This is a genomic window from Streptomyces sp. NPDC048352 (assembly GCF_040651895.1).
Classification (GTDB): domain Bacteria; phylum Actinomycetota; class Actinomycetes; order Streptomycetales; family Streptomycetaceae; genus Streptomyces.
This window is the reverse complement of record NZ_JBEZKZ010000025.1, coordinates 39,082-60,717: the sequence shown is the minus strand read 5'-3', so window position 1 is coordinate 60,717 and position 21,636 is coordinate 39,082. Positions and strand designations below refer to the sequence as shown.

The 21,636-nt window shown below is 72.4% G+C and carries 20 protein-coding genes and 3 pseudogenes; 9 read left to right on the top strand and 14 right to left on the bottom strand.

Annotation, left to right across the window (positions count from 1 at the left end; all coding sequences use genetic code 11):
* Nucleotides 1-815 precede the first annotated feature (815 nt).
* From AB0D45_RS15870 to AB0D45_RS15845, 6 genes and pseudogenes are all read right to left on the bottom strand, one after another.
* Complete coding sequence (locus AB0D45_RS15870) at nucleotides 816-1,994, bottom strand: hypothetical protein (protein WP_362459021.1); 1,179 nt, start codon at nucleotides 1,992-1,994, stop codon at nucleotides 816-818.
* 210 nt (nucleotides 1,995-2,204) lie between these two features.
* Nucleotides 2,205-2,831, bottom strand: coding sequence for a hypothetical protein (locus AB0D45_RS15865; RefSeq protein ID WP_362459018.1), 627 nt, complete (start codon nucleotides 2,829-2,831; stop codon nucleotides 2,205-2,207).
* A gap of 761 nt (nucleotides 2,832-3,592) precedes the next feature.
* Entirely contained in the window at nucleotides 3,593-4,549 is a 957-nt protein-coding gene (locus tag AB0D45_RS15860; RefSeq protein WP_362459015.1) for a sigma-70 family RNA polymerase sigma factor, read from the bottom strand.
* A gap of 65 nt (nucleotides 4,550-4,614) precedes the next feature.
* Nucleotides 4,615-4,815, bottom strand: a complete 201-nt coding sequence (locus tag AB0D45_RS15855) for a hypothetical protein (RefSeq protein ID WP_362459012.1) — start codon at nucleotides 4,813-4,815, stop codon at nucleotides 4,615-4,617.
* 255 nt (nucleotides 4,816-5,070) lie between these two features.
* Entirely contained in the window at nucleotides 5,071-6,276 is a 1,206-nt protein-coding gene (locus AB0D45_RS15850) for an FAD-dependent oxidoreductase (protein ID WP_362459009.1), read from the bottom strand.
* Nucleotides 6,277-6,380: 104 nt separating this feature from the next.
* Nucleotides 6,381-6,641, bottom strand: a pseudogene (locus tag AB0D45_RS15845) (flavoprotein); the annotation flags it as partial.
* A 655-nt stretch (nucleotides 6,642-7,296) separates the two neighbouring features.
* Here AB0D45_RS15845 and AB0D45_RS15840 point away from each other — a divergent pair.
* A complete protein-coding gene (locus AB0D45_RS15840; protein ID WP_362459006.1) occupies nucleotides 7,297-7,500 on the top strand; it encodes a hypothetical protein in 204 nt (67 codons plus the stop codon).
* 82 nt (nucleotides 7,501-7,582) lie between these two features.
* Here AB0D45_RS15840 and AB0D45_RS15835 read toward each other — a convergent pair whose 3' ends face one another.
* Together AB0D45_RS15835 and AB0D45_RS15830 are read right to left on the bottom strand one after the other, a co-directional pair.
* Nucleotides 7,583-9,058, bottom strand: a complete 1,476-nt coding sequence (locus tag AB0D45_RS15835; protein WP_362459003.1) for a sialidase family protein — start codon at nucleotides 9,056-9,058, stop codon at nucleotides 7,583-7,585.
* Nucleotides 9,059-9,558: 500 nt separating this feature from the next.
* On the bottom strand, nucleotides 9,559-9,768 hold the full coding sequence (locus AB0D45_RS15830) for a hypothetical protein (protein WP_361596052.1): 210 nt from the start codon (nucleotides 9,766-9,768) through the stop codon (nucleotides 9,559-9,561).
* A gap of 409 nt (nucleotides 9,769-10,177) precedes the next feature.
* On the opposite strand from AB0D45_RS15830, the gene AB0D45_RS15825 reads away from it, so the two are divergent.
* On the top strand, nucleotides 10,178-10,546 hold the full coding sequence (locus tag AB0D45_RS15825; protein WP_362459000.1) for a DUF6247 family protein: 369 nt from the start codon (nucleotides 10,178-10,180) through the stop codon (nucleotides 10,544-10,546).
* Complete coding sequence (locus AB0D45_RS15820) at nucleotides 10,543-10,803, top strand: hypothetical protein (RefSeq protein ID WP_362458997.1); 261 nt, start codon at nucleotides 10,543-10,545, stop codon at nucleotides 10,801-10,803. Before AB0D45_RS15825 ends, AB0D45_RS15820 begins: the two co-directional genes overlap by 4 nt.
* A 97-nt stretch (nucleotides 10,804-10,900) precedes the next feature.
* Here AB0D45_RS15820 and AB0D45_RS15815 read toward each other — a convergent pair.
* A pseudogene (locus AB0D45_RS15815) lies at nucleotides 10,901-11,059 on the bottom strand (VOC family protein); the annotation flags it as partial.
* 120 nt (nucleotides 11,060-11,179) lie between these two features.
* On the opposite strand from AB0D45_RS15815, the gene AB0D45_RS15810 reads away from it, so the two are divergent.
* The 3 genes from AB0D45_RS15810 to AB0D45_RS15800 all read left to right on the top strand — a co-directional run bounded on the left by AB0D45_RS15810 (nucleotide 11,180) and on the right by AB0D45_RS15800 (nucleotide 13,596).
* Nucleotides 11,180-12,022, top strand: coding sequence for a hypothetical protein (locus AB0D45_RS15810; protein ID WP_362458994.1), 843 nt, complete (start codon nucleotides 11,180-11,182; stop codon nucleotides 12,020-12,022).
* A 139-nt stretch (nucleotides 12,023-12,161) separates the two neighbouring features.
* Nucleotides 12,162-12,902: a methyltransferase domain-containing protein gene (locus AB0D45_RS15805; RefSeq protein WP_362458991.1), complete on the top strand. Its 741-nt coding sequence runs from the start codon at nucleotides 12,162-12,164 to the stop codon at nucleotides 12,900-12,902.
* Between the two features lie 235 nt (nucleotides 12,903-13,137).
* Nucleotides 13,138-13,596 carry a hypothetical protein gene (locus AB0D45_RS15800; RefSeq protein WP_362458988.1) on the top strand — a complete coding sequence of 153 codons (459 nt, stop codon included), beginning with the start codon at nucleotides 13,138-13,140 and terminating at the stop codon, nucleotides 13,594-13,596.
* A gap of 61 nt (nucleotides 13,597-13,657) precedes the next feature.
* Here AB0D45_RS15800 and AB0D45_RS15795 read toward each other — a convergent pair whose 3' ends face one another.
* The 4 genes and pseudogenes from AB0D45_RS15795 to AB0D45_RS15780 all read right to left on the bottom strand — a co-directional run bounded on the left by AB0D45_RS15795 (nucleotide 13,658) and on the right by AB0D45_RS15780 (nucleotide 15,567).
* On the bottom strand, nucleotides 13,658-14,116 hold the full coding sequence (locus tag AB0D45_RS15795) for a DUF5959 family protein (RefSeq protein ID WP_362458985.1): 459 nt from the start codon (nucleotides 14,114-14,116) through the stop codon (nucleotides 13,658-13,660).
* 70 nt (nucleotides 14,117-14,186) lie between these two features.
* Nucleotides 14,187-14,297, bottom strand: a pseudogene (locus tag AB0D45_RS15790) (IS5/IS1182 family transposase); the annotation flags it as partial.
* Nucleotides 14,298-14,374: 77 nt separating this feature from the next.
* The gene (locus tag AB0D45_RS15785) at nucleotides 14,375-14,779 is read right to left on the bottom strand and encodes an STAS domain-containing protein (protein WP_361596073.1); all 405 of its coding nucleotides are present in this window, start codon (nucleotides 14,777-14,779) and stop codon (nucleotides 14,375-14,377) included.
* Nucleotides 14,780-15,033: 254 nt separating this feature from the next.
* On the bottom strand, nucleotides 15,034-15,567 hold the full coding sequence (locus AB0D45_RS15780; protein WP_362458982.1) for a hypothetical protein: 534 nt from the start codon (nucleotides 15,565-15,567) through the stop codon (nucleotides 15,034-15,036).
* Between the two features lie 607 nt (nucleotides 15,568-16,174).
* Here AB0D45_RS15780 and AB0D45_RS15775 point away from each other — a divergent pair.
* Both AB0D45_RS15775 and AB0D45_RS15770 read left to right on the top strand, forming a co-directional pair.
* A complete protein-coding gene (locus AB0D45_RS15775) occupies nucleotides 16,175-17,134 on the top strand; it encodes a threonine/serine dehydratase (RefSeq protein WP_362459092.1) in 960 nt (319 codons plus the stop codon).
* 162 nt (nucleotides 17,135-17,296) lie between these two features.
* Nucleotides 17,297-17,830: an aminoglycoside nucleotidyltransferase gene (locus tag AB0D45_RS15770; RefSeq protein ID WP_362458979.1), complete on the top strand. Its 534-nt coding sequence runs from the start codon at nucleotides 17,297-17,299 to the stop codon at nucleotides 17,828-17,830.
* Nucleotides 17,831-17,912: 82 nt separating this feature from the next.
* Here the strand turns inward: AB0D45_RS15770 and AB0D45_RS15765 are convergent, their stop codons facing one another.
* Entirely contained in the window at nucleotides 17,913-18,446 is a 534-nt protein-coding gene (locus AB0D45_RS15765) for a hypothetical protein (RefSeq protein ID WP_361596079.1), read from the bottom strand.
* A gap of 353 nt (nucleotides 18,447-18,799) precedes the next feature.
* Here AB0D45_RS15765 and AB0D45_RS15760 point away from each other — a divergent pair, with 353 nt between their 5' ends.
* Nucleotides 18,800-21,634, top strand: coding sequence for an AAA family ATPase (locus tag AB0D45_RS15760; RefSeq protein WP_362458976.1), 2,835 nt, complete (start codon nucleotides 18,800-18,802; stop codon nucleotides 21,632-21,634).
* Nucleotides 21,635-21,636: the final 2 nt, after the last annotated feature.

The window sequence follows — 21,636 nt, the reverse complement described above, 5'->3', positions numbered from 1 at the left end:
ACCTCTCTGTGGAACGCGTGGAGGGGCCCGGGTGCCATCTGGCACCCGGGCCCCGAAGGAACTGCTACACCATCTGCCGGCCCTGATGCTGCGCCGGCCTTCTGTTTCCGCCCGCCCGGACTGAACTCCGCCGGGGGTGCGGGGATCGCGGATGCGTGACCGGAGACCACCTCGCTTTCGATGTCCTGCGGTACCCGGACTCGCGTGGCGTCCGGGCGATCCTGATGGCGTCTGGTTCCTCCGTTCTTCCCTCTGGATCGATCGCTTGCCAAACGGGAACTGCGAACTGCTGCAACGCGGGTACTGCTCTTACCGCTGTACTGCGAACTTCCTGTACTGCTGGTGTTGCCTACTGCTGGTGTTGCGTACTGCTGTGGCCTCTTGTAGCGCCACTTCGGCAGCCAGCCCCGTCGCCCATCCTGCGTCTGCTCTGGCTTAGAACCCCACTGCCGAACCTCCCGGTGCGCGCGCCCGCAGCCGACGCCTTCACCGAGGTGCTGCTCAACCACTTCACTGCTGGTACTGCGAACTGCACTTACTCGCTACGGGTACTGCTCGCGGCGGCCCCTGATCACTGCGGGCCACCCGGTCCGGTCGTCAGTCCCGTCGCCGTCCTGCAACCGCTCTGGCTTCGAAACTCCACCACCGCACCGTCCTGCGCACTGCAACTACTCGTACTGCTGGTACTGCTGCCCGGCAGTTCGTCTCTGCCGAGCCCTGCGGTCTCTCTGCGTTACGAGAGAAACCATAACCACCCCGCCGCCGAATGTCTACTCTGGCCGCCATAGATTTCCGCGTCTTCAGCGAGGAGATAATCAGCCTCGGCCGTGGTCCAAGAGGGCGACGGCTTCGGCGAAGTCGGCGTGTGCGGGTGCGAAGGAGCGCGCCGCGACGAGGAACATCGACCGGTCGGTGAGGGCGCGGGCGAGGCGGGCGGGGTCGTCGGGAAGGCGGCGGGCGAGCGTCACGCCCTCGTCGAAGCAGGGCCTGAACCGCTCCTCGAACAGGTACGGCTGGTCGCCTTCGCGGACGGCCGCGCGGATGGCGATCCTGCGGTGGACGTCGACCAGCTCGGGCAGCCGGTCGGTCTCGCGCAGTCTCGCCGCCTCCGCTTCGAGGCCCGGCAGCATGCCGAGGAAACCGTCCCGTACGTCGCGCGACCATCCGAGCCCCGTGCCGAACGGCGGCATCGGGGACTCGGGGCTCGCGGCGGGTTCGGCCGCCCGGCCCGACAGGACGAAGAGCGTCCTCCACCACCCCAGGATGCAACTCCAGCTCTCCGGCTCGCCCGTGTTCGCGAGCTCCTCCAGGACACCCAGGGCCTCCCGCCGGGCGGCCGCAGCACCCGCGCCGTCCCCGGCGGTCTCCCGCATCCGGGAGAAGTGGACCAGCTCCCAGGTGAGGATCGCCAGAGAGGTGCGCTGTTCGGCCGCCTCGCGCCGGGTCTCCTCGAGGAGCTCGCGGAAGACGCTCGCTGCGTCGTCGTGCAGCCCGGCGCCCTCCAGGTTCGCCGCCCACCGCACCATGTTCCAGAAGGAGTGATCCGGGATCCCGTTCCGGGCTGCCTCTTCGTCGAGCTCCGCGGCCTCCCTGAAGCGCCCCTCCTCGGCCAGAACGCCCGCCAGGGGCTTGCTCAGGCCGGCCTCGGCCAGCTCCTCACAGATCGCGCGCCCCTCCGCCCGGCGCCCGAGGGCGAACAGGGAAGCCTGGTAGGCGTCCAGGGCCCGGCACAACCGCTCCGCCCGCTTCGCCGCCCCGGCCTCCATCCTGCGAGCGGCCCGGGACGCCTCGGCGGCCAGCGCGACGTCCACCTTCGGATCCCGGCTGTCGTAGCGCAGCGCGAGCAGGGCGTCGACCAGCTTCGGCCCGTACGCCTTCGGACTCACCTCGGCCAGAACCCGGTACGCGCCGACCAGTTCGGCCCGACTCGGCCGGCCGGACCCCAGCAGCAGCACACGGGCCCGAAGCACCGCATCGTGATCGATCGTCACCATTCCCCCTGTCTCCGGATGACGCACGAGGGAGATTCTGAGTGGCAGGGAACGGACCGGACAAGCCTCGCGAACTGTGCGTTCCGTCCTACGAAAAACGGCTCTGACCTGTCATGATGGACATGCTTTCGCCCTGAACCCCCGAGCGGGGACGCGGCGCACCCGGCCGCAGTGAGGCGCCGAGCGACCGGAGCCGGCGCAGTCCGCCCCGGCTCAGAGGCCCTGTGCTGCGCGGAGGCGCTCGATCTGGCGGAGGGCGGGGCCCTGGGCCAGGCGCGGATACGGCTCCGGCCCCATACCGGAGAGGTCGGCGATGCACACTCCGACTCGGGTCACGATCCGGTCGATGACCTCGGGGGGCTCGGTGGCGCCCTCATCGGTGATCGTCATCCTGATGCGGATCGTGTCCTCGGGGAAGCCCGTTCCGTCGAGGTCCTCGTACCGCACGGCCACCGTTCGGCCGTCCTCACCGGCGGAGGGGCAGGCAGCGACGGCCGAGCGCAGCTGGGAGAAGACGGTTTCGGCTCCTGCCGCGGTATGGGACGCGAGGAGGTTCACCTGCGGCTTGCCGGGTTCGTCGGTGTCGAAGGTCTGACTGATCGCGGCCTGGGCGCCGTGCTGGCGGAGCAGGCCCCACATGGTCGAGCAGGGGGTGGACCGTTCCGCCGGCGACAGGGGCCTGAGCTCGTTCGGGTGCACGTCGTGGCTCCCGGATGCCCCTGCGCTGACGCCGGCGGTGTCACCCGGTTGCAGGGCCAGCTCCCGCAGCCGGGCGGTGTCCGGTATCGCGCCGGTGGTGCCCGGCGTCGGCAGTGCGGGGGAAGGAGTCGCAGAAGGCACTGGCTTCGTCGGTGTGCCTGTCGGGGAGCGGTCGGGCTTGGCGGAATGCGGACCGCCCCCTGAACAGGCAGAGATCACAAGACAGCCGACGGCCACCAGTACGACAGAACGGCGATTGAGCATGCGGCCCCCCGGAACAACGTACGCATCACAACGATCCGGCCCGCACTGTAACGGCGCCTTCCCGTACGCCTGACGCTGGGACCGGCGGATACACCACATCGTGACACTGGAGCCCTCCACCCCGCTGGGCGGCGCCGCGCTGCGGGGCCTCGGCCGTCCTGATGGGCAGGAGCCGGCGGAGGTCCAGAAGCGTGCGGGCGCCCGGACGGCGGTGGTGACGGTCGCTGCGCGACCGGGGCGCAGCTGCCGAGACCCGTTCTGTGCGGCGCACCTCATCAGACCGTGCATCACTGGAGCGACCTGGAAGCCGGTATCGGGGAACTGCTGCGTATCGCCCGACAGCGCGTCGTCGTCTTCATCTGGGACCAGACCGTCTACCGGAAGTTCTGGTTGCTGGACGAGTACCTGCCGGAGGTGGCCGCGTTCACCGACACCCGGTCCGTCCCTGTCGACCGGCCGGCCGCGCTGCTGGGGGGGGGCGCCCGCATCGAGACCGTCCCGATCCCGCATGACGTGCCGACCTGCTGGGCCGCGCGAAACACTCGACATCGGCTACCGGCTCCTCATCGCCGACCAGTGAGCGTGCGGGTGGCGCGACGCGCGGTCGCCGGCCGCCTTCGCGGGGTGTCGACGCCGTGTCACCACTGGGCGATGAGCGGCGTTTCCGGGCCGTGCTGCCGCCAGGCTTCGTTGAGACGGACGAGGCGGGCCGGGGCGGCGATGCCGCGCACGGTGGCGATCTTGCCGCCTGCGACGTCGAACGTCACGGCGCCGATGACCTGGTCGCCGACCACGAAGAGGAGGGCGGGGGCACCGTTGACCGCCGCGTAGTGGACGGCCGGCGTTCCTCCGGCCAGGCGCCGCTTCGCGGGTGTGGGCTTGAAGCCGGCCCGTACGACGGCGGCGATGCGCTGCGGGGTGTCGAAGCGCAGCAGCTTCGCGGCCAGGCCGCCGGCGCCGTCGGAGATCGCGGTCGCGTCGTCGGTGAGCAGCGCCACCAGCCGTTCGGTGCGGCCCGAGGAGGCGGCGGCGAGGAACTCCTCCACGATCCTGCGGGCGGACGCGCGGTCGACTTCGCCGCCGCCGCGGCGCGCGGCCGTGATGCGGCGCCTGGCTCGGTGGAGGTGCTGCTGGCTCGCGGACTCGGTGAGGTCGAGGATCTCGGCGATCTCGGCGTGGCCGTAGGAGAAGGCTTCGCGCAGGACGTAGACGGCCCGCTCGACGGGTGAGAGGCGCTCCATGAGCGTCAGCACGGCCAGCGAGACCGATTCGCGCTGCTCGAAGGTGTCGGCCGGGCCGAGCAACGCGTCGCCGTCGAGGAGCGGTTCGGGGAGCCAGGCACCGGCGGTGCGTTCGCGGCGGGCCTGTGCCGAGCGGAGCCGGTCCAGGCACAGGTTGGTGACGACCTTGGTCAGCCATGCCTCCGGTACGTTGATCCGCTGCCGGTCCGCGGCCTGCCAGTGCAGGAACGCGTCCTGCACCGCGTCTTCGGCGTCGGTGGCGGAGCCCAGGAGCCGGTACGCCAGGGAGGCCAGCCGGGTGCGGCTCGCCTCGAACCGGCTGGTGTCGAAGCGATCAGTGGCGGTGCTGTCCATGCGGCCACCCTAAGATGCCGATTTCCGCGGTGAGATGGAGGTCCCGTACCGGCAGGTACACGGGGTCAGGCCGGCCCGTGCAGGGCTCGCGGTGCGGCCGGAAGGGGGACGAGGTCGCGGGTGGCGACCGAGGTGCCGGGGCCCTGTGCCTGGCCGAGGGCGGTCGCGATGCCGTTCCGGGTCTGGGGGACAGCGGTGCTCCCGGCGGATGCGCTCACGTCGATCGCCGGAGCGGGTCCGGCGAGGGCGATCGGCACGTCGTGCACCGATGAGCGTACGGACGGCAAGGCGACCGCCCTGGCCGCGGTCGGCCAGGGTGAGGGCGACGCGGTGGCTGCGGGCGCGGCCTGAGGGGACATGCCTGCTCCTTCGGGGGAGGGAGTTCAGCGCCGGGCGAGCGGGGGTTCGGGCTCGACGCGGGGCGGCTCCTGCGGATGGCGGACGCAGCAGAAGGTGCTGGTGCGTGCCCTTTCGCGGGATGGGCTGCCGGAACGCCGTCGAGTTCGCGGTCAGGGACGGGGCTACGCGATCGCCTCCTCGGCGGGGGAAGCGTCAGGCGCGGCGGCGGCCAGGCGGTGCTTGCGCTGGGGCAGCCCGAACGTCGGGTGCGAGGTGGCCCACAGCGACATCCTGAGGATGCCGGCCTTGATCCGTGCGGCCTTCCGGCCGCCCATGTACGTCGGCTTCGCCTGCCCTTCGCCGTCGATCATCTGCAGGATCCCGTCCCGCCGCCCGAGGCTGATGTGGTTGCCCACGTACTCCAGCTTGGTGTTCGCGATGTCGCAGCCGGTCAGCCGTCCCACGATCGCGTCCGCGGCCTGCCGGCCGGTGTAGCCGGCCGTAGCGCAGGACATGGGCAGCGGCCGGCCGTTGTCGCCGATGACGTAGGCGCTGTCGCCGGCGGCGTAGATGTCCGGGTGCGAGAGCGACCGCATGGTGCGGTCGACGACGATCCGACCCTCCTCGGTGACCTCCAGCCCGCTCACGGCGGCGATGGGGCTGACCGCGAAGCCGGCCGTCCACACGGTCGCGTCGGACGCCAGGACGGTGCCGTCGGCACACAGCAGCCGCGTCGCTTCGACGGCTTCGACGCTGGTGTGCTCCAGGACGGTGATGCCCAGCCGGTCGCAGGCCTGGCGCAGGTGGTTGCGGGCTCCGGCGGCGAGCGAAGCACCCAGCTCACCGCGGGCGACCAGCGTGACCGACAGGCCGGGCCGGGACTCGGCGATCTCGGTCGCGGTCTCGATGCCGGTCAGCCCGTCGCCGACGACCAGTACGCTGCCGCGGCCGTCCCGCCGGCTCAGGGTGTCCAGGCGCTCGCGCAGGCGTAGCGCGGAGGGCCGGCCGGCGACGTCGAAGGCGTGCTCGGCCGCTCCGGGAACGCCGCGGTCGGCGCCGTGGCTGCCGAGCGCGTAGAGGAGCGTGTCGTAGCCGATCTCGCCGCCGCCGTCGGCGTCGGCCACGGCGACGACCCGGCGCTCGGGGTCGACGGCGGTGACACGGGCCAGGCGCAGCCGTATCGCCGTGCCCGCGAAGACGTCGGCGAGCCGGGGAGCCTCGATCTCCTGGCCGGCCGCGAGCTGGTGCAGCCGCAGCCGCTGGACGAAGTCCGGCTCGGTGTTGACGACGGTGATCTCGGTGTCCTGCGGAACCAGCCGGCGGGCCAGGGTCCCGGCCACGTGGGCTCCGGCATACCCGGCGCCGAGGACGACGATGCGGTGCTTCATGTCTCGCTCCTGTCGGTTCGCTTGCTTGCGGTGACTTGAGCGGAACAGCACCCCGATTCCTGACAAGAACCGGATGTGATGCGGGTCACAGAGCGACAGGGCTGTCAGCAGCCGCCGGAGGAGGTGGGGGCGGCGCCGATGGTGAGGGTGGTCGGCGCCCCGCAGCAACCGCCACCGCTCTGCTCGGCGGCCTCGGGCTGGTCGAAGAGGCCGGCTCCGCCGCACACGCCCGTCTCGGGCAGGGTGAGTTCGACGCGCTCGGCGGCTTCCCGGTCGCCGGCGAGGTGGGCGGCGACGGAGCGGACCTGCTCGTAGCCGGTCATCGCGAGGAAGGTCGGGGCGCGGCCCGCAGCGAAGCGGACACCATCGAACCCCGCCCAGGACTTCTGCTCGCCACTCCCATTCCCGCAGCCGGCCCGGGCACCCGCCGGCCTGCCGTCCCGGCTAGGACTGTCCGGGTGATCTTGCAGGGCGCGTGCGATGAGGTCGTGGATCAGGAACTCCCCGGGCACACGGTTCTCTTCGAGGTCGCCGGGGCCGAACCATCCGCAGGCGGAGTGCTTGGACCATTCCAGAGCGGGATGGTCCAGGTCGCCGTCGACCTCGACGAGACAGTCGGCCTCGTGACGGAGTCCGGCGCCGTCGTCTCCGGTCCAGGTGTCGGGGAAGAGCCGGCGACGGGCGCTTCGCCTCTGGGCGAAGGCCTGGCCGTTGTGGTTGAGGATGACGGCCCCGACGGTCCAGACCTCGCCAGGGGCGGAACGACCGGGGGTGTGCGGGCATGGTGGACAGAGGCGGGTGTTCTCCTGGTGTGGTGCGTTTGCGCAGGTCAAGGCGGCCCTCGGCATGGGGGAGGTCGGTTGCTGACGCCGGTCGTCTCCTCGTTCCGGGAGCTGTCCGACCGGTGGCGTCACCGACGCCGCTGTCACCCGAATGGCGCAACATAAGGTGCCACCCACATGGGTGAAGATCAAAGCTGATGAGTGCTGCAACCGAGGCAATGCGCGAAAGGGGAACCACATGCGCATGCGCAGAATGCTCGCCGCCGTCATCGCAACGGCAGCCCTCGCCGGACTCGGCCTCACGGGCGCCGCCACCGCCGCCACGACACAGGGTGCCCCATCCGCCGTCACCCCGTCCGAGTGCAAGCAGGGCGGTGGAACGGCCGACCTGACGGACAACCTCTGCAAGGGCGGTATGTACGACGGGGAGCAGATCGACTAACCCCGCAAGGCGCCCCGCGGCCACGTGCCGCGGGGCGCTCCCGCGCGAGCGCGGCGGGGTCCGCGTCGGGGTCAGGTCGGGGTCAGGGGGTGCGGAGGCTGGTGGTGTACACGTCCGTACGGTTGTGGGGTGCGCCGGAGTGGGTCTCCGTGAGCACCGCCCGTACTCCCTTGCCGTCCGCCACCAGGCCTTGGTAGTCGCCGAGGAAGTAGCCCCCGGCGAACGGCGCCTGCAGCCAGTCGAAGATCCGCGAAATCCGTCGTTCGGTCCGTACCTTCGGGTTTCCGTGTCGCAGCGTGGTCAGTTGGTGGGCGGTGGGCAGGGTGGTGGTGTTGCCGGGCTCGAGGTGGCGCAGGTCGTAGTAGGTGAGCGCGACCGTGCCCCGCTCGGTGACCGCGATCGACGGTGAGAAGGCCGGAACGCCCTCGGGGCTGATCAGCTCCGGGGTCCCCCAGGTGCGTCCGCCGTCGGTGGAGCGCACCAGCTGGACGGAGTCGTACCTGCCGTGGGAGAAGTCCGCGCCCTCGTAGGCCATGTACAGCGTGCCCGTCTCGGGGTCGATGGCCGGGCTCGGCAGGGTGGCCGCCGCGCGCAGGGGCTTGGTGGGGTCGTTCGGGTCGACCTCCGGTACGGAGGTGTCCCGGGCCACGGTGACCGGGGCGCTCCAGGTCTCTCCGGCGTCGGTCGAGGTGACCACCTCGTAGCGGGCTTCGGCGACGGTGCTCAGGTCATCGGAGTAGGTGATCCGGTCGAAGAAGTCGTACAGGGTGCCGGTGTGCCGGTCGGCGACGATCAGGTGGCCGATGGTCTGGGTGTTGGGCACGGCGCTGGTGTCGACGAACGGCCGGGCCTCGCTCCAGGTGCGGCCGCCGTCGCGGGTGAGGGAGATGTAGCCGGGACCGTCGAGGGAGCCGGGGCCGGGCGGGTCGTTGTCGAGGCGGTTCCAGACCTGGTAGGCGGTGCCCTCGCGGATCGGGTCGGCGGTGAGTGAGGGCTTGTCGTTGAAGAACGGCTGCTCGTCGACGTGCGTGGTGGTGAGGTTCTGCCACGTGCGGCCGCCGTCGCGGGACGTGACTGCCAGGAGGGCGCTGCGCGTGCTCTTCGTGAAGTCGACGCCCTCCCCGCCGGCGTAGACGGTGCCGTCCGGTCCGGTGCTCACCCAGGGGTCGGAGGCCCGTTCGTAGTCCGCGCCACCGGGGGCGCACAGGCTGAACGGCAGCGTGCTCCGGTGGAAGGTGTGGCCGTCCGTGGTCCAGCCGGCCGCCAGGCCGCGGGCGCCGCCGTCGTTCCAGCGGTCCTGCTGGAACACGGTGACGACGCGCTCGGGGTCGCGCGGATCGACGGACAGGTACGGCTCGACCTCGGTGCCCGGGTAGACGACGCTGTCGGGGGACCTCGCTCCGATGGTGCAGTTCGCGTACGGGTCGCCGTGGGACACCCTGACCGGTGGTGTGCCGTCGGGGTTCCGGCCTGCTGCGGCGGGAGTCGCGCCGGTGACGGCGACGAGCAGGAGCGTGGTGGCGACGACGACGGCGGTCTGGGGCAGGCAGACGCGCATGCGGGATCTCCTCCGGGGCTGTCGGCCGGGGTACGGGACCCGCCGTCATCGGAGCGGCCTGGGCCGCGGAGGCGTACCGGAACGCGAGGGTGGGGTGACTCCGCTTGGTCCTCTTCGGCGTTGCAGCCGGCGCCCTTGATGGGCCGAACGACGGAGTCACCCCGGGCTCGTCGAGGGCATGGCGGAGCCGACCGGCGGGTGCACGTGCCGGTCGGCTCCTTGGTCGTGCTGTTACGGCGCCGTCGCGTAGGTCCCCGGAGAGGGGCGTGGGCCGCGCGCCGGTCGGCGATGCCGGCGGGATCGGCCGCGACTCAGAGGGGTGGCAGCGGGATGGCCTGCCGGGCCTCTTCCGGCGCGGTGTTCAGGACGGCGCGGACCCGTCTCGGTCGACGTCCGCCGTCGTCGGAGTGCCGTGGTGTCGAGAGGCGCGCGAACGGTCCACGCGAACGGTCCACCCGGTGGTGGACCGGGTGCGTCGTCGCGCCGGGCGCACCGAAAGGTCAGGTGATCGCCGGTGTGGTCCCGTCGGGCAGCGCGCAGGCGTCGCCGGCGTAGGGGCGTGAAACGATCTGTCCGCCGGCGGCCGTGCACTCGTCCCTGGAGATGTTCGGAGACGAGGCGGCCCCGGCGCTGACGGCGCCGAGGGCGCTCATGCCGGCAAGGGTTGCCGCGGCCAGGGCGAGGCCCAGGATTCTCCGCATGCGCTGCATGTCTTCCTCCTCCGCTCAGGCGCCTTCGTTCGGCCTTCGGGAAGGACAGCTCGCAAGACGACGACGCCCTCCTACTCAGCATGGGCGCTCCGCATGCGGCACGCGAGGCCGGGCCGGCCACCGCACCGGCGGTGACGGCCCGGCCCTGGAGAGGCACAGCTCGGTGTGCGGGTGCTCCGGAGAGGACGGGCAGACGTAGAGCCGCATGGTGTCGGTGCTGCCGGCTTCCACCGCGGCCCACCTCGGCCGGCACGGACATGCCGCTGCCCGGATGCGAGCCTTCCGCTGACCCCGGCCGCAGGCGCCGGCGGGGCCATGGTGCACTGCACCGCGCTTGGCTGCTCAGGACGGAGGGCCGGCTCCCCTGCCCCCACCGCAAACCAGCCGGATCGCGGAGACAGACCCCGCCATGGGCGCCGATTCCGTCTCCGAGCACACCGGCAACGGCTACCGTGGCCGTACGACCCGCATGGAGGAGCCCGTGAGCGCGCAGCCCGAGGAAGCCCCCGCCCCGCCGGCCCCGGCTGCCGCCGCGCAGCTGCTCGCCCAGCTGCGCGGCGACCGCCGCGCCGGCACCTGGGTGGCCGCCTTCGAGCGGGACTGGGCCAAGGCCCTGGAGGACTCCCGCCACAGCTACAGCCTCACCCCGCTGCACGACGTCGTACGCGGCTGGCAGCTGCGCATCGCCGCGGCCCCGGCCGTCGACGCGTACATGGACTCCGGCCGTGACGAGACCGGCTTCGTGGACCTGGACGACGTCCTCGGAGTGCGCCGGTGACGGAGCTGCCGTGGGCGGTGCGCCTGTCACCGGAGGCCGCGAAAGCGCTCTCCGGTCTCCCCGAGCACGCGAAGGAGATGGTCCGCGACATCCTGGACATCGCGGTGCGCTCGCCGTGGGGCTGGCCCCAGTGGAACACCGGAGATCCGGAAGGCGAGGACGTCCGCGCCGGGTCGGTCGGGCAGCTTTCCGTCGTCTACGTGATCAACCGGCTCACCCGGCACCTGTCGATCCTGGACGTCGTCTGGCTCGGGTAGCCAACCGCCCCGCAACACCGCGTCCCGGCGGGGGAGGTGGGCTTCGAGGCGATGCCGGCGCGCGGCCCGGTACCTCGTGGCGCTCTTGCAAGACCGCTCAGCCCCGGACGATGCAGAAGGGATGTCCGGCCGGATCGGTGAGGACCCGCCACCTGTCCTCCTGCGGCTGATGGTCCGGCTTGGCGGCGCCCAACTCCAGCAAGCGGGCCTCCGCCTCGTCCAGGTCCACGACGTCGAAGCACAGGTGGAGTCAACGGACTGTACCGACGGACACCTCAAGGATCGCGGTCAGCACGAGGGATGAGCACCCCGTCCGGGAACGTCCTCACGGAGCACCGTCGGCCCGGGCCCCTTCGAGACGGCCTAGGGTCGGCCCATGAGCACGGCAAACGACGACCGCATCGCCCTCGACCTCCTCGACGCCCACCTGGAGGACCTGTGGCGGGCAGCCATCGAGCTCGAGCGGGGAAACCGGGCCGTCGTCCCCGAGGCGCCGCGCGAGCCGGCCGGGACCTGCGCGGGCGGTGCGGACACGGAACTCCTGCGGTGGGGGTACGGGCAGCTGGTCGGCATCCCGCGCTCGCCGGCCGACGTGTTCGCCCGAAGCGTCGGCAGCACCCTCACGGAGCTGCGGCGGCGCCGCAGCCCCTGGAACGCGGCGGCCCTGCGCCTGCTGGACGACCCGTACGTCTTCCTCGCCACCGGTCCGCGCCTGCACGAGGACTGGGCCGAGGACGTGCTCGCCCTGATGCACCGGGAGGTCCCGGACCCGCGCGGCTGGCTGCGGCTCGACGGCGACCGCACCAACGACGCCCGCCACACCGTGCCGGCGTACCCCTTCCAGCCGCCGCCCGCCGCCGGGTTCCGGGACCTCCTGCACGAGCTGGAGCCGGCGGGGGCCGTCACCGCGCTCGCCGTCATGGCGGAGGAGTGGGGCGACGGCCGGCCCGTACGGAACCGGCCGGAGCGCGACGCCTTGCTGGCCGACGCACGGCTCTTGCTGGACCGCTACGGCCCGGACGCCCGGTTCTGGACGAACGCCCTGGACGCGGCCTCGGACCCCGCCCGGGACTTCGTCCGGGCCGGCCTCCAAGGGACGAGGGTCCACAGGTTCCTCACCGGCGAGTACCTCAACGGCCTCGACCTGTTCGACGAGCTGGGCCTCATCGCCGTGTCCGGCGCCGAGGTCGGGGTCTTCTGGTCCATCGGCGCGTACTGACACCGGCTCCCCGGGTACGCGGGCCCGCCCGGGGCGTCCGGCGGCGCGCGCGCCGAGCCCGCGCCGGGGCCGGGGCGGGGGGCGTCCAGTGCCCTCATCGGTGTTGACCGCCCCCGGCAGGCAGTGCTGGAGTCGGCACATGGACAGCATCCCCGCCAACCGGCGGCTCTGGAACCGGATCAGCAGCGCCTACCAGCACCGGCACGACCCGCACATCGGCGCCGCACCCCGGCTGTGGGGCATGTACTCCATCCCCGACGCGCACCTGAACGCCCTGGGCGACGTCACCGGCAAGCGCGTCCTGGAACTCGGCTGCGGCGCCGGCCAGTGGTCCAGAGCGCTCGCCGCCGAGGGCGCCACCGTGGTCGGGCTCGACCTGTCCGAAGCCCAACTCGCCGCTGCGGCACGTACGATGGGAGCGGCCCGCTACCCGCTGGTGCAAGGCGCCGCCGAACGGCTCCCCTTCGCCGCCGACAGCTTCGACCTGGTGTTCTGCGACTTCGGCGGGCTCAGCTGGGCGCCCCCGCACCTGGCCGTCCCGGAGGCCGCACGCGTTGTGAGCCGAGGCGGACGCCTGGTGTTCAACGTCGCCAGCCCATGGTTCGAAGCGTGCTACGACGAAGCCGCCGGCCGCGTGACCACGACGTTGCAGCAGGACTACTTCGGGCTGAACACCATCGCCGAAGACGGCGGCGCGACCAGCTACCAGCTCACCTACGGCGACTGGGTCAGGGTCCTGCGCGGCGCGGGTCTCGTCATCGACGACCTCATCGAGCCGCGGCCCGAACCCGGCACGCCCAACGGCTACAACGAGACCGACCCGTCCGACTGGGCACACCGCTGGCCGGCGGAACTGCTCTGGGTGACCCACAAACCGTGAGTTCCGCCGCGTCAGACGTGCAGGCATCCCCTACGGATTCGTTCCCAGGACGGTCATCCGCCGGATCGGCGACAGTCGAACGGCCAGAGGCGAAGCGCTGTACCGCTGAGGCCGGGCGGGCGGCTGTCGTATCACCGCTCGGATTCCCCGGCGCCGCAGGCTTCACCGACCGGCATACTGGGCGCCATCCACGATTCGGCCGGAAGCAGATGGCGTGAAATCCGACATAGTTCGCATGAGTGCAAGCCTCGCTGTTGCCACTGCGACGGCGCTCGTCCCGTCGTCTTGCGGGGCGGGCAAGCCCGTCGTCGTTCCGGAGGCGGTCACTCATGCCGAATTGGTCGGCCGCTGGGACGGGGAGCAGAAATGCGGAGCGCCGGTCCTTCGACTGCGTGACGATTACACCTTCTCCGGCAAAGACTTTCCGGTCGAGTGGGACGGCCCAGGGCCGGACTCGCAGGTGACACGCCGTTCGTCCGACGGGGAATGGCACGGGGTCAACAAGGACCCTGGCCTGCCGCCCTATCTTGTACTTGCTTTCGACCATCACAACGACATCCGAATTCTGCATTTCTACACGGAGAACGGCGAATTGCGGATGGACGGGACCGTCTACGCGGGCGGTGGGGACCCCTATGCCTACCGATGTCACTACCGACGGAGTTCCGTCGACCCTGAGGCGCAGAACTCCTGACCGCTCCGGACTGGGCACTCAGCGCTGGGTTGCCGAGCGCGCTTTCGCCCATCCGGCCCGTCTACGGCCAGAAGCTTCGTGACCGAGGTGCTGTCACGACCTCGTTCGGCCAGGTCCGCCGGACCAGCTCGTACCGGTCGCGCAGGTCTTCGATCCAGCCGTGGCCCACATCCAGCCAGACGCGGACCGACGAGACGGACTCGTCGTCCTGCACGGTGACGATGGGAACGGGTACCGAGAACTGCCGGTCGAATTCGATCTGGATCCCACCGTTCCGGAGCCAGCGGATGCCCCGGCCGACGGCGAGCTCGTCGAGGACGGTGGACCAGTCGTTCAGATCTTCCGGCGACAGGCACAGGTCAAGGCGCCCGTTGACGAAGCCGCTTGAAACGACGATCTCGGCGTCGAGGTAGTCGTTGTACGGAGTCTCCCCGGGTCGGTGACGGCCCAGTACGCGCACCTGGACACTGTTGTCCCCGGCGACCATGTGGATCAAGTCCGCCCCGCCGCCCGCGACCATCCGCCCTCCCGCAAACCCAAGACGATCACCGTCATCATGCAGGATCCGCCGACAGCCCGGCCGCCGCGCCGCCCGGACGGCGAAGGCGCTCGCGCATCGCGCGTGACGATGACGCCCGGTCGGCCAGGACGGCCTCTGGCCCGGTCCGGGGCCGCCCGAGCGGGCGGGGAGCGCGGAGGCGGCCCGTCCGTCCGGCGGTGCTCGTGGCCGGCCGGCCCAGAGGAGGGGGAACCGTCCGTGGGAGCGCGGACCGCCCGGCTAGACGCCGGAGAGCCATCCCGCATCGGCATCCGAGACGTCCCGTGCACGCTGCGCCCGTTCCTCGATCAGCCGGCGGAAGCCCGCCACGGCGTACCGCTCACCGGTGGCCGTGTGGCGCCCGCGGATGCCCGCGACGTCGGCCATGCACTGCTGGGGCTGGGGCTGCCATCCCACTACCAGGACGCGCAGGCTCAGGCTCTCCGCCCGCCGGTGCAGGGCCAGGAGGTGGAGCAGGCCGTCCACGTCCATGGACTCCGCGTGGTGCAGGTCGACCATGAGGTCCCGTTCGCCGACGGTGACGCCGTCCAGCGCCTGTCGGAGCGCCGGGCCCGCGCTGTCGTCGAGTGTCCCGGTGACGCTGACCAGGACCGTGCCGTGACGCTGGATGCTCGTGGTGATCAATGCGCTCTCCTTCCGCCCGGGGCGTCGGAGCCCGCGGGGCTCCCCATCCTGACGCGGCGTTCCCCCGGACGGCTGCGCGGCTCGCGGGGCCTTCGGCGTCAACCTGGCCGAGCCCGCCGAGTGGCGGCGCATCGCCGGGTTCTCGTGCTCGGTGCCCGCCCGGCCGCGACAACACCCGCCGCCGCGTCCGGCAAGCGCGCACGGTGTCCGGCTCTCTCCGGGTCGTCGTGTCGTGATCACGACGCCCCGGTCCGTCACCGGGCGGGTGCGGGAGTGGGCGAGCGGCGGACGGGGTTGCCGTCGGGGCCGCCGGTGAGCCAGGAGCCGTCGCCCAGGGGCACCAGTTCGTACGGGTTGGTCACCCCGGGGGCGATCTCACCGCCGGGCCGGCCCGTGCGCACGTCGACCAGGTGGTAGCGGAACCACTCCTCCTCGTCCTCGCCCTCGCCCTCGCCCTCGCCGCCCAGGGTGACGACGGCCAGGTCCGCGGTCAGGTAGCCGCCGCTCCACTCCACGAACGCCTCCTCCGCGTCGTACCCGAAGGCTTCGACGGGCAGGGTGAAGAGCACCTCCCCGCTCGGGTGGCGGTGGAAGGCGACGTCCGCCTGTTCGTGGTCGACGGTCATGAACTGCTGTCCGTCCGGGGCCAGGCCGATCAGGCAGCGGTCCGGCCACGGATAGGTGACGAACTCCGGCTCGCCGCCGGCCCCGGCTGCGGCTCTCAGAATGATCGCCCCGTCCTGGCCCTCACCGATGTCGAGGTAGATGCTGCCGTCGACGGGGTGCACGTGGTGGCGGGCACCGTGCCCGGCCGTGTCCAGCTCCGGCGGACCACGACCGCTCCGCTGTCGGCGTCGTGCACGACCCACTGGTCCGCGTCACCGCGTCCCGCCATCGCGTCCGGCCGGTAGACCCATACGGTCCGGCCGTCCGGGGACAGCGCCCAGCCGGGCCGGTGACCGTGGCGCCGGTCCGAGTGCGGCTCGAAGTCCGACGCCCACACCGGGTCGCCGGCGCGCGTGAGACAGACGACGCCGTTCAGCGTCGTGTACACGACTCGTTCCAGATCCGGCCGAACCGCCGACTCCACGGGCTCGTCCCCGGGCCGCGGGTGGAACACGGCGGCGGGCTCCCGCTCGCCGAGGGGCGGGAGTCCGTCACGTACGCATGGATCGCCCCGTCGCGGTGGCGCGTGATCACGTTCGAAGGCCGTACGGGAAGCATGCGCCGCGGCTAACGCCCAGGGCCTCGCGGGCCGGGGCGGGGGCGGCGTAGGGTGATCGAACTGCCGCTCGGTCGACCACCGCACGAGGGCGCCGGGCCCCCGGGGCCCGCGTCCCCGCGCGCACGGATCCTGGTCACCGCGGCTCGGATCGTATGACGGAGGCGCAGGTGCTGATTACTGTCGAGGACGTGGAAGCGGCGGCCGAGCGGATCGCCGGGCATGTCCTACGGACCCCGACGGTGCCGAGCCCCGGGCTGTCCGCGCTCCTGGGCACGCCGGTCACCGCGAAGCTGGAGCTGCTCCAGCGCACCGGCTCCTTCAAGGCACGCGGCGCGACGGCGAAGCTGCTCACGCTCAGCGAAGCCGAACGGGCCGCCGGGGTGGTGGCGGTGAGCGGCGGCAACCACGGTATCGCCGTCGCGGTCATGGCCGGCGTGCTGGGCGCCCCGGCGACCGTCGTCATGCCACGCTCCGCGCCCGGCCGCGCCGTGGACGTTGCCGAGGCCGCCGGGGCGAACGTCATCCTCGCCGACTCCATGGACGGCGCGTTCGGCATGGTCGAGGAACTCCGGGTGAAGGGGCTCACCTTGGTCCACCCCTTCGACGACCCCGTCGTCATCGCCGCCCAGGGCACCGTCGGCCTGGAGTTCGCGGAGGACGCCGGCGAGCTGACCGACGTACTCGTCAGCATCGGCGGCGGGGGGCTGATCGCCGGAGTCGCGACGGCGCTGCACGCGCGCCGTCCGGGTGTACGGATCTGGGGCGTGGAGACCGAAGGGGCGCGAGCGATGTCGGCGGCCCTGGCCTCTGGTGGGCCGTTGCCGGTCGAACTGTCCTCGATCGTGTCGACACTGAGCGCCCCCAGCGTCTCGCAGCTCACCTACGAGCACGTCTCGGCGCTGGTCGCCGATGTGCTCACGGTGACCGATGCGGAGGCCGTGCAGGGCACCCTCGACCTGGCCGAGCACGCGAAGCTCTGGGCCGAGCCCGCCGCCGGCTGTCTGCTGCCGGCGGCGCGCCAGGTGCTGGAACGCGTCGGTGAGGGCGCCCGGCTCGGCCTGGTGGTCTGCGGAGGCAACGCCACGACGGCCGACGTGACCGCCTGGGCCGCCCGCTTCGGCCTGCGCTGATCCGGCAGGGCGTTGCTGCCGGACCGGGCGCCGAAGCAGGGTGGGTGATGGCGGGATTACCGGAGGCCGCGCGCCACGCCGAAGTCCGCCGCGGGGGATCCGGTCCGGTGAGGTTGTGATAATCGCTGGAGGCGACGTCGGTCCGACCTCTACCTTCGCACGGTGAGCCACTATGCGATGTCAGCCGAGGATGCACTCGCGCTTCTGGAGCGGCTCCACGCCCACGGCGTAGATGCGTGTGTGGGTGGTGGGTGGAGCGTGGATGCACTGCTCGGGGAGCAGACGAGAGACCATTCCGACCTCGATCTCTGGGTGCCGGCCGCACATCTCGACCCGCTGTTCGTCGCGTTCGGGGAGGCCGGCGTCGACCGGGTCTTCCCGTGGCCTGGTGACAGGCCGTGGAACTTCGTCCTGCATGACGGCGTACGGTTGCGGGTCGACTTGCACCTCTACGAGCGGCTTGCGGATGGATCGCTGCACTACGGATCCGTGGTGGACGGCGATGCCTTTCCGGCTGAAGCACTCGCCGGACACGGTTTCATCGCCGGGACCGCGGTGCGTTGCGAGTCGGCCGAGTGGGCGGTGCGCTGCCATACGGGATACCCGGCTCGTGACGTCGATCGCCACGATGTCCCCTTGCTGTGCCGAAAGTTCGGGATCCCACTGCCTGAAGGCTTCGAGCCCTTCGTCCCCTGAGCCGTTCCGGGGGACCGCCCCAGGGCATGGTCGTGCGGCTCGCCGGCCGGGCCCCTTTTGACGGGCCCCGGCCGCGTGCCGCCTAGCCGGGGAAGGAGAAGTAGAGGGCGTCGCTGTAGAAGGACGCGAAGTGCGTCTGCCAGTCGGCTCGGACCGATGCCAGCCAGTCGTCGTTCTCGCCGGCGATCGCCGCCTGGGCCCGGGCGACGGCGTCGGGGATGTCGTCGGACACCAGGCGCCGCACGCTCGCCACCGGATCGTCGTCCGAGAGCGAGACGATCTCCCCGGTCTCCAGGAGGAAGTACTTCGCCCGCTGCTTCTCCAGGTGGGCCGTGGTCCTGGCGACGCAGTCGGCGAACTCGGTGTCGTCCTCCAGTCCCTTGCCGACCGCGCGCAGCAGATCGCACAGCAGGGCCGCGCCGGCGGCGTAGTCCGCGCCGATGCCGATCGGAGGGTTCCAGATCATCGACGGGACGATGGTCGTCCCGTGCCCCACCATGAGCTTGTGCGCGAGCGGGATGTCCCATCCGTGCTCGGATATGCACCGGATGGGCTTGGGGATGTCTTCCTCGTTCGGAAGCGAGTCCGCGGCATAGAGATAGGAACGATTCGCCATGGCGGCGACCCTAACACCGGGGACCGACAACGCCCGTTGCCGCCGGACCGCGCCCGCCGTCAGCCGCGCAGGCCGTCGAGTTCGGCGGCCATTTCGCCCTGCCCCGGTGGCTGACGCCGCTCCTGTCGGCCGCGCGGACGGCACCGCGGGTGTTCGGCCTGCGGGGCGAGCTCCGGCGCGGGCCGGTGTGGCGCCACCCCGCCGGCCGGCCCGCCGGCGCGGCTGAAAAGCGCTGTTGAGACGCAGTTCACAGCGGGGGGCGGAGCGGCGGTGGGATTTCGTGCGTCTTGCAGCCGCGCGACAGAATTGCTTCCTCCCTTTACGCAGCCTGCCCTGAACGTCCAGGAGTTCCGATGCCGACCACCTCCCTCCAGGACCGTGCACCTACCGGCTCCGACGCGCTGTGGGAGCGCGCCGAGCCGCTGGCGAGAGCTCAGGCGCTGATCAGACGGACCGGTTCGGGGACGGGCGGCACGGTGGTCATACGGGGGGCCAGCGGGACGGGACGCACGGCCCTCCTCCACGCGATCGCCCGGAGCACGGAGCGCCAGGGGACCGCCGTGCTCCGCGCACGGTGCTCCGTCGAGGAGACGGACGTCGACTTCGGCGCCGTGCTGCAGCTGTTCGACGGCGTCCCGCACACGCCGGCGGCCGGACCACTGGCCGTGGACGGGGAGTGCTGGGGCGGTTCACTGCACGGCGACGACCTGCCGTCCCGGCTGTGGAGCACCCTCCAGGCGCAGGCCGCAGCGGGACCGGTCCTGCTCGCCGTGGACGACGTCCACCTGGCGGACGCGGTGTCGCGCCGGTGGCTCGCCCAGGTGACCCGGCGTCTGGACAGGCTCCCGGTCGTCCTGGCGGTGACGGAACGGTGGCAGTACGACCTGGTCCGGCCGGGGGCCGCGTTCACCGACGTCTCCTGCCGGCCGTCGGACGAGATCTGCCTGCTGGCCCCGCTCGGCCCGGCGGCCGCCGCCCTCCTCGTACGCTCCGTCCTCGGCGACGGGGTGCCGCGCACCCTCGTGGAGGACTGCGTCCGGGCCGGTGGCGGCAACCCGATGCTGCTGCACGCGCTCCTGGCGGACCTGCGGGAGATCACCGCCGGGGGCGTGCTGCCGGGGCGGTTGCCCGGCAGCTGCGCCGACCTGCATCCCGGCGCGTACACCGGCGCGGTGCTCCGCTGGCTGGACGGCGCCGGTCCCGAGACGGCGGACGCCGTCCGCACCTTCGCTGAGCTCCAGGACGAGGAGGACGCCCTGGGGCTGCTCGTCGCCGCCTCCGACGTCGATCCGTCCCGGGTGCGCGGCTGGACCGGTGAGCTCACCCGCCAGGGTCTGCTGCGGCAGGACCGGCAGGACGGTCCGCCCGTCTTCGCCCACCCCCTGCTGCGCGAGGCCGTGGGCGACTCGTGGGACCGGCATCGGCGCGCGGACGTGCACCGGCGCGCGGCCGAGCTGCTGCACCACCGGGGCGATCCCGAGGAGGCGGTGGTGCGCCACCTGCTGTCCATCCCCGCGGTGGGCACTCCCTGGGCCGCCGATGCGCTGGTCGGCGCCGCCGCGAAGGCCGTCCGCGGCGGGCGGACCCAGGAGGCGGTCGCGTACCTGCGCCGGGCGCTCCAGGAGCCGCTGACCGTCGTCCGGCGCAGTGAGGCGCTCATCGAGCTGGGCTGCCTGGAGGTCCGGGACGAGCGCGCGTCCGGTGTGCGCCATCTGGCGGAGGCGCTGCGTCTGCAGCGCAACGCCCACGGCAGGGTGCGGGCCGCCACCGCGCTCGGTACGGCCCTGGTGGCCCGGGGCGAGGTCCACACCGCCCTCGACGTACTGGCCGAGCTGGCGGAGGGTTTCGCCGACTCGACCGACCTGGCGCACGCGGTCCAGGCCGCGACCGCCCTGATCTCCTCGCACGACGGGCACAGCTGGCTGCGGGTGGTGGCGGAGCTGCGCCGCGCCGACGAGCAGGCTCCCGACGGGATCGCCCCGACCGCCAAGGCCCTGCTCACCGAGCACGGCGCGACTGCGGGCCGGCTCTCCGCCGCCGAGGTGATGGAACGGGTCCGCTCGCTGACGCGGACTCCCCTGGACCCCTTGCTCGAACCGTACCTCTACGCGTCGGCCGCCACGCTGGCCCAGTGGGCGGACGAACTGGCGGAGGCGGACCGGCTGGTGGCGCGGGGCCTGGCCACCCACCGGACGCCCCAGGTGCTGCACCCCGGCCACCAGAGCCTGCTCAGCGTCGCGGCGGAGAGCAAGGTGATGCGCGGCCGGTACGGTGCGCTGCTGGCCGACACCTCGCTGTGGGAGGTCCTGCCGGGCAACCCGGCCGCGCCCGGCACGGACAGCGCCCATCTGCGCGCCCAGGCGATCATCGCCCTGACCGAGACCGGGCGGCTCGCCGAAGCCCGCCGCCTCGCCTACGCCGTCATGGCCGGCGGCGCGCACGGCTCGTGGGAGTGGAACGAGTTCCTGTACGCGCGGGGCCTGCTGCACATGGCGTCGGAGGAGTACGACGCCGCCCTCGCCGATCTCCTGGAGTGCGGACGGCGCCAGTCCGCCCGCGAGGTGGAGAGCCCGATCGTCACCCCGTGGCGGTCCGGCGCCGCCGACTGCCACGTGGCTCTCGGCTCACCGGAACTCGCTGTTCCGCTCGCCCGGGAAGAGCTGCGGCTGGCCCGCGTCTGGGGCACGCCCCGTGCCGTGGGCAGGGCGCTGCGCGCCTTGGGCGCGGCGCTGGGCGGCCGCTACGGTCTGGAGCTGGCGGAGGAGGCGGTGGAGTTGCTGCGCGGCCATCCGGAGCCGCTGCCCGAGCTGGTGCCGGCCCTGTTGTCGCTGGGGCAGGCCCTGCAGCACTCCGGGCAGAGCCGGCGGGCCCGGGCCGTGCTGCGCGAGGCCACCGAGCGGGCCGAGCGGACGGGCGCGGTCCGGCTGCACGTGGTCGCACGGGAGGCCCTGCGCGACTGCGGGGCCCGCCCGCAGCGGGCGCGGCACACGGGGGCCACGGCGCTCACCTCCAGTGAGCTCCGGATCGCGCAGCTGGCCGCCGCGGGCCACAGCAACATCGAGATCGCCGAGATGCTGCACCTCGCGGTGCGTACGGTGGAGACGCATCTGACGCACTGCTACCGCAAGCTCGGCATCCGTCGCGGGGATCTGGCCACGGCCCTCGGGGACACGGGCCGACCCGGTTAGCG

Coding starts and splice junctions, on each gene's coding strand:
- AB0D45_RS15810 (WP_362458994.1), top strand. CDS start 11,180: ATGAGCACGGCAAACGACGACCGCATCGCCCTCGACCTCCTCGACGCC.
- AB0D45_RS15835 (WP_362459003.1), bottom strand. CDS start 9,058: ATGCGCGTCTGCCTGCCCCAGACCGCCGTCGTCGTCGCCACCACGCTC.
- AB0D45_RS15840 (WP_362459006.1), top strand. CDS start 7,297: ATGCGCATGCGCAGAATGCTCGCCGCCGTCATCGCAACGGCAGCCCTC.
- AB0D45_RS15850 (WP_362459009.1), bottom strand. CDS start 6,276: ATGAAGCACCGCATCGTCGTCCTCGGCGCCGGGTATGCCGGAGCCCAC.
- AB0D45_RS15800 (WP_362458988.1), top strand. CDS start 13,138: ATGAGTGCAAGCCTCGCTGTTGCCACTGCGACGGCGCTCGTCCCGTCG.
- AB0D45_RS15870 (WP_362459021.1), bottom strand. CDS start 1,994: ATGGTGACGATCGATCACGATGCGGTGCTTCGGGCCCGTGTGCTGCTG.
- AB0D45_RS15795 (WP_362458985.1), bottom strand. CDS start 14,116: ATGGTCGCGGGCGGCGGGGCGGACTTGATCCACATGGTCGCCGGGGAC.
- AB0D45_RS15805 (WP_362458991.1), top strand. CDS start 12,162: ATGGACAGCATCCCCGCCAACCGGCGGCTCTGGAACCGGATCAGCAGC.
- AB0D45_RS15825 (WP_362459000.1), top strand. CDS start 10,178: ATGGGCGCCGATTCCGTCTCCGAGCACACCGGCAACGGCTACCGTGGC.
- AB0D45_RS15860 (WP_362459015.1), bottom strand. CDS start 4,549: ATGGACAGCACCGCCACTGATCGCTTCGACACCAGCCGGTTCGAGGCG.
- AB0D45_RS15830 (WP_361596052.1), bottom strand. CDS start 9,768: ATGCAGCGCATGCGGAGAATCCTGGGCCTCGCCCTGGCCGCGGCAACC.
- AB0D45_RS15765 (WP_361596079.1), bottom strand. CDS start 18,446: ATGGCGAATCGTTCCTATCTCTATGCCGCGGACTCGCTTCCGAACGAG.
- AB0D45_RS15760 (WP_362458976.1), top strand. CDS start 18,800: ATGCCGACCACCTCCCTCCAGGACCGTGCACCTACCGGCTCCGACGCG.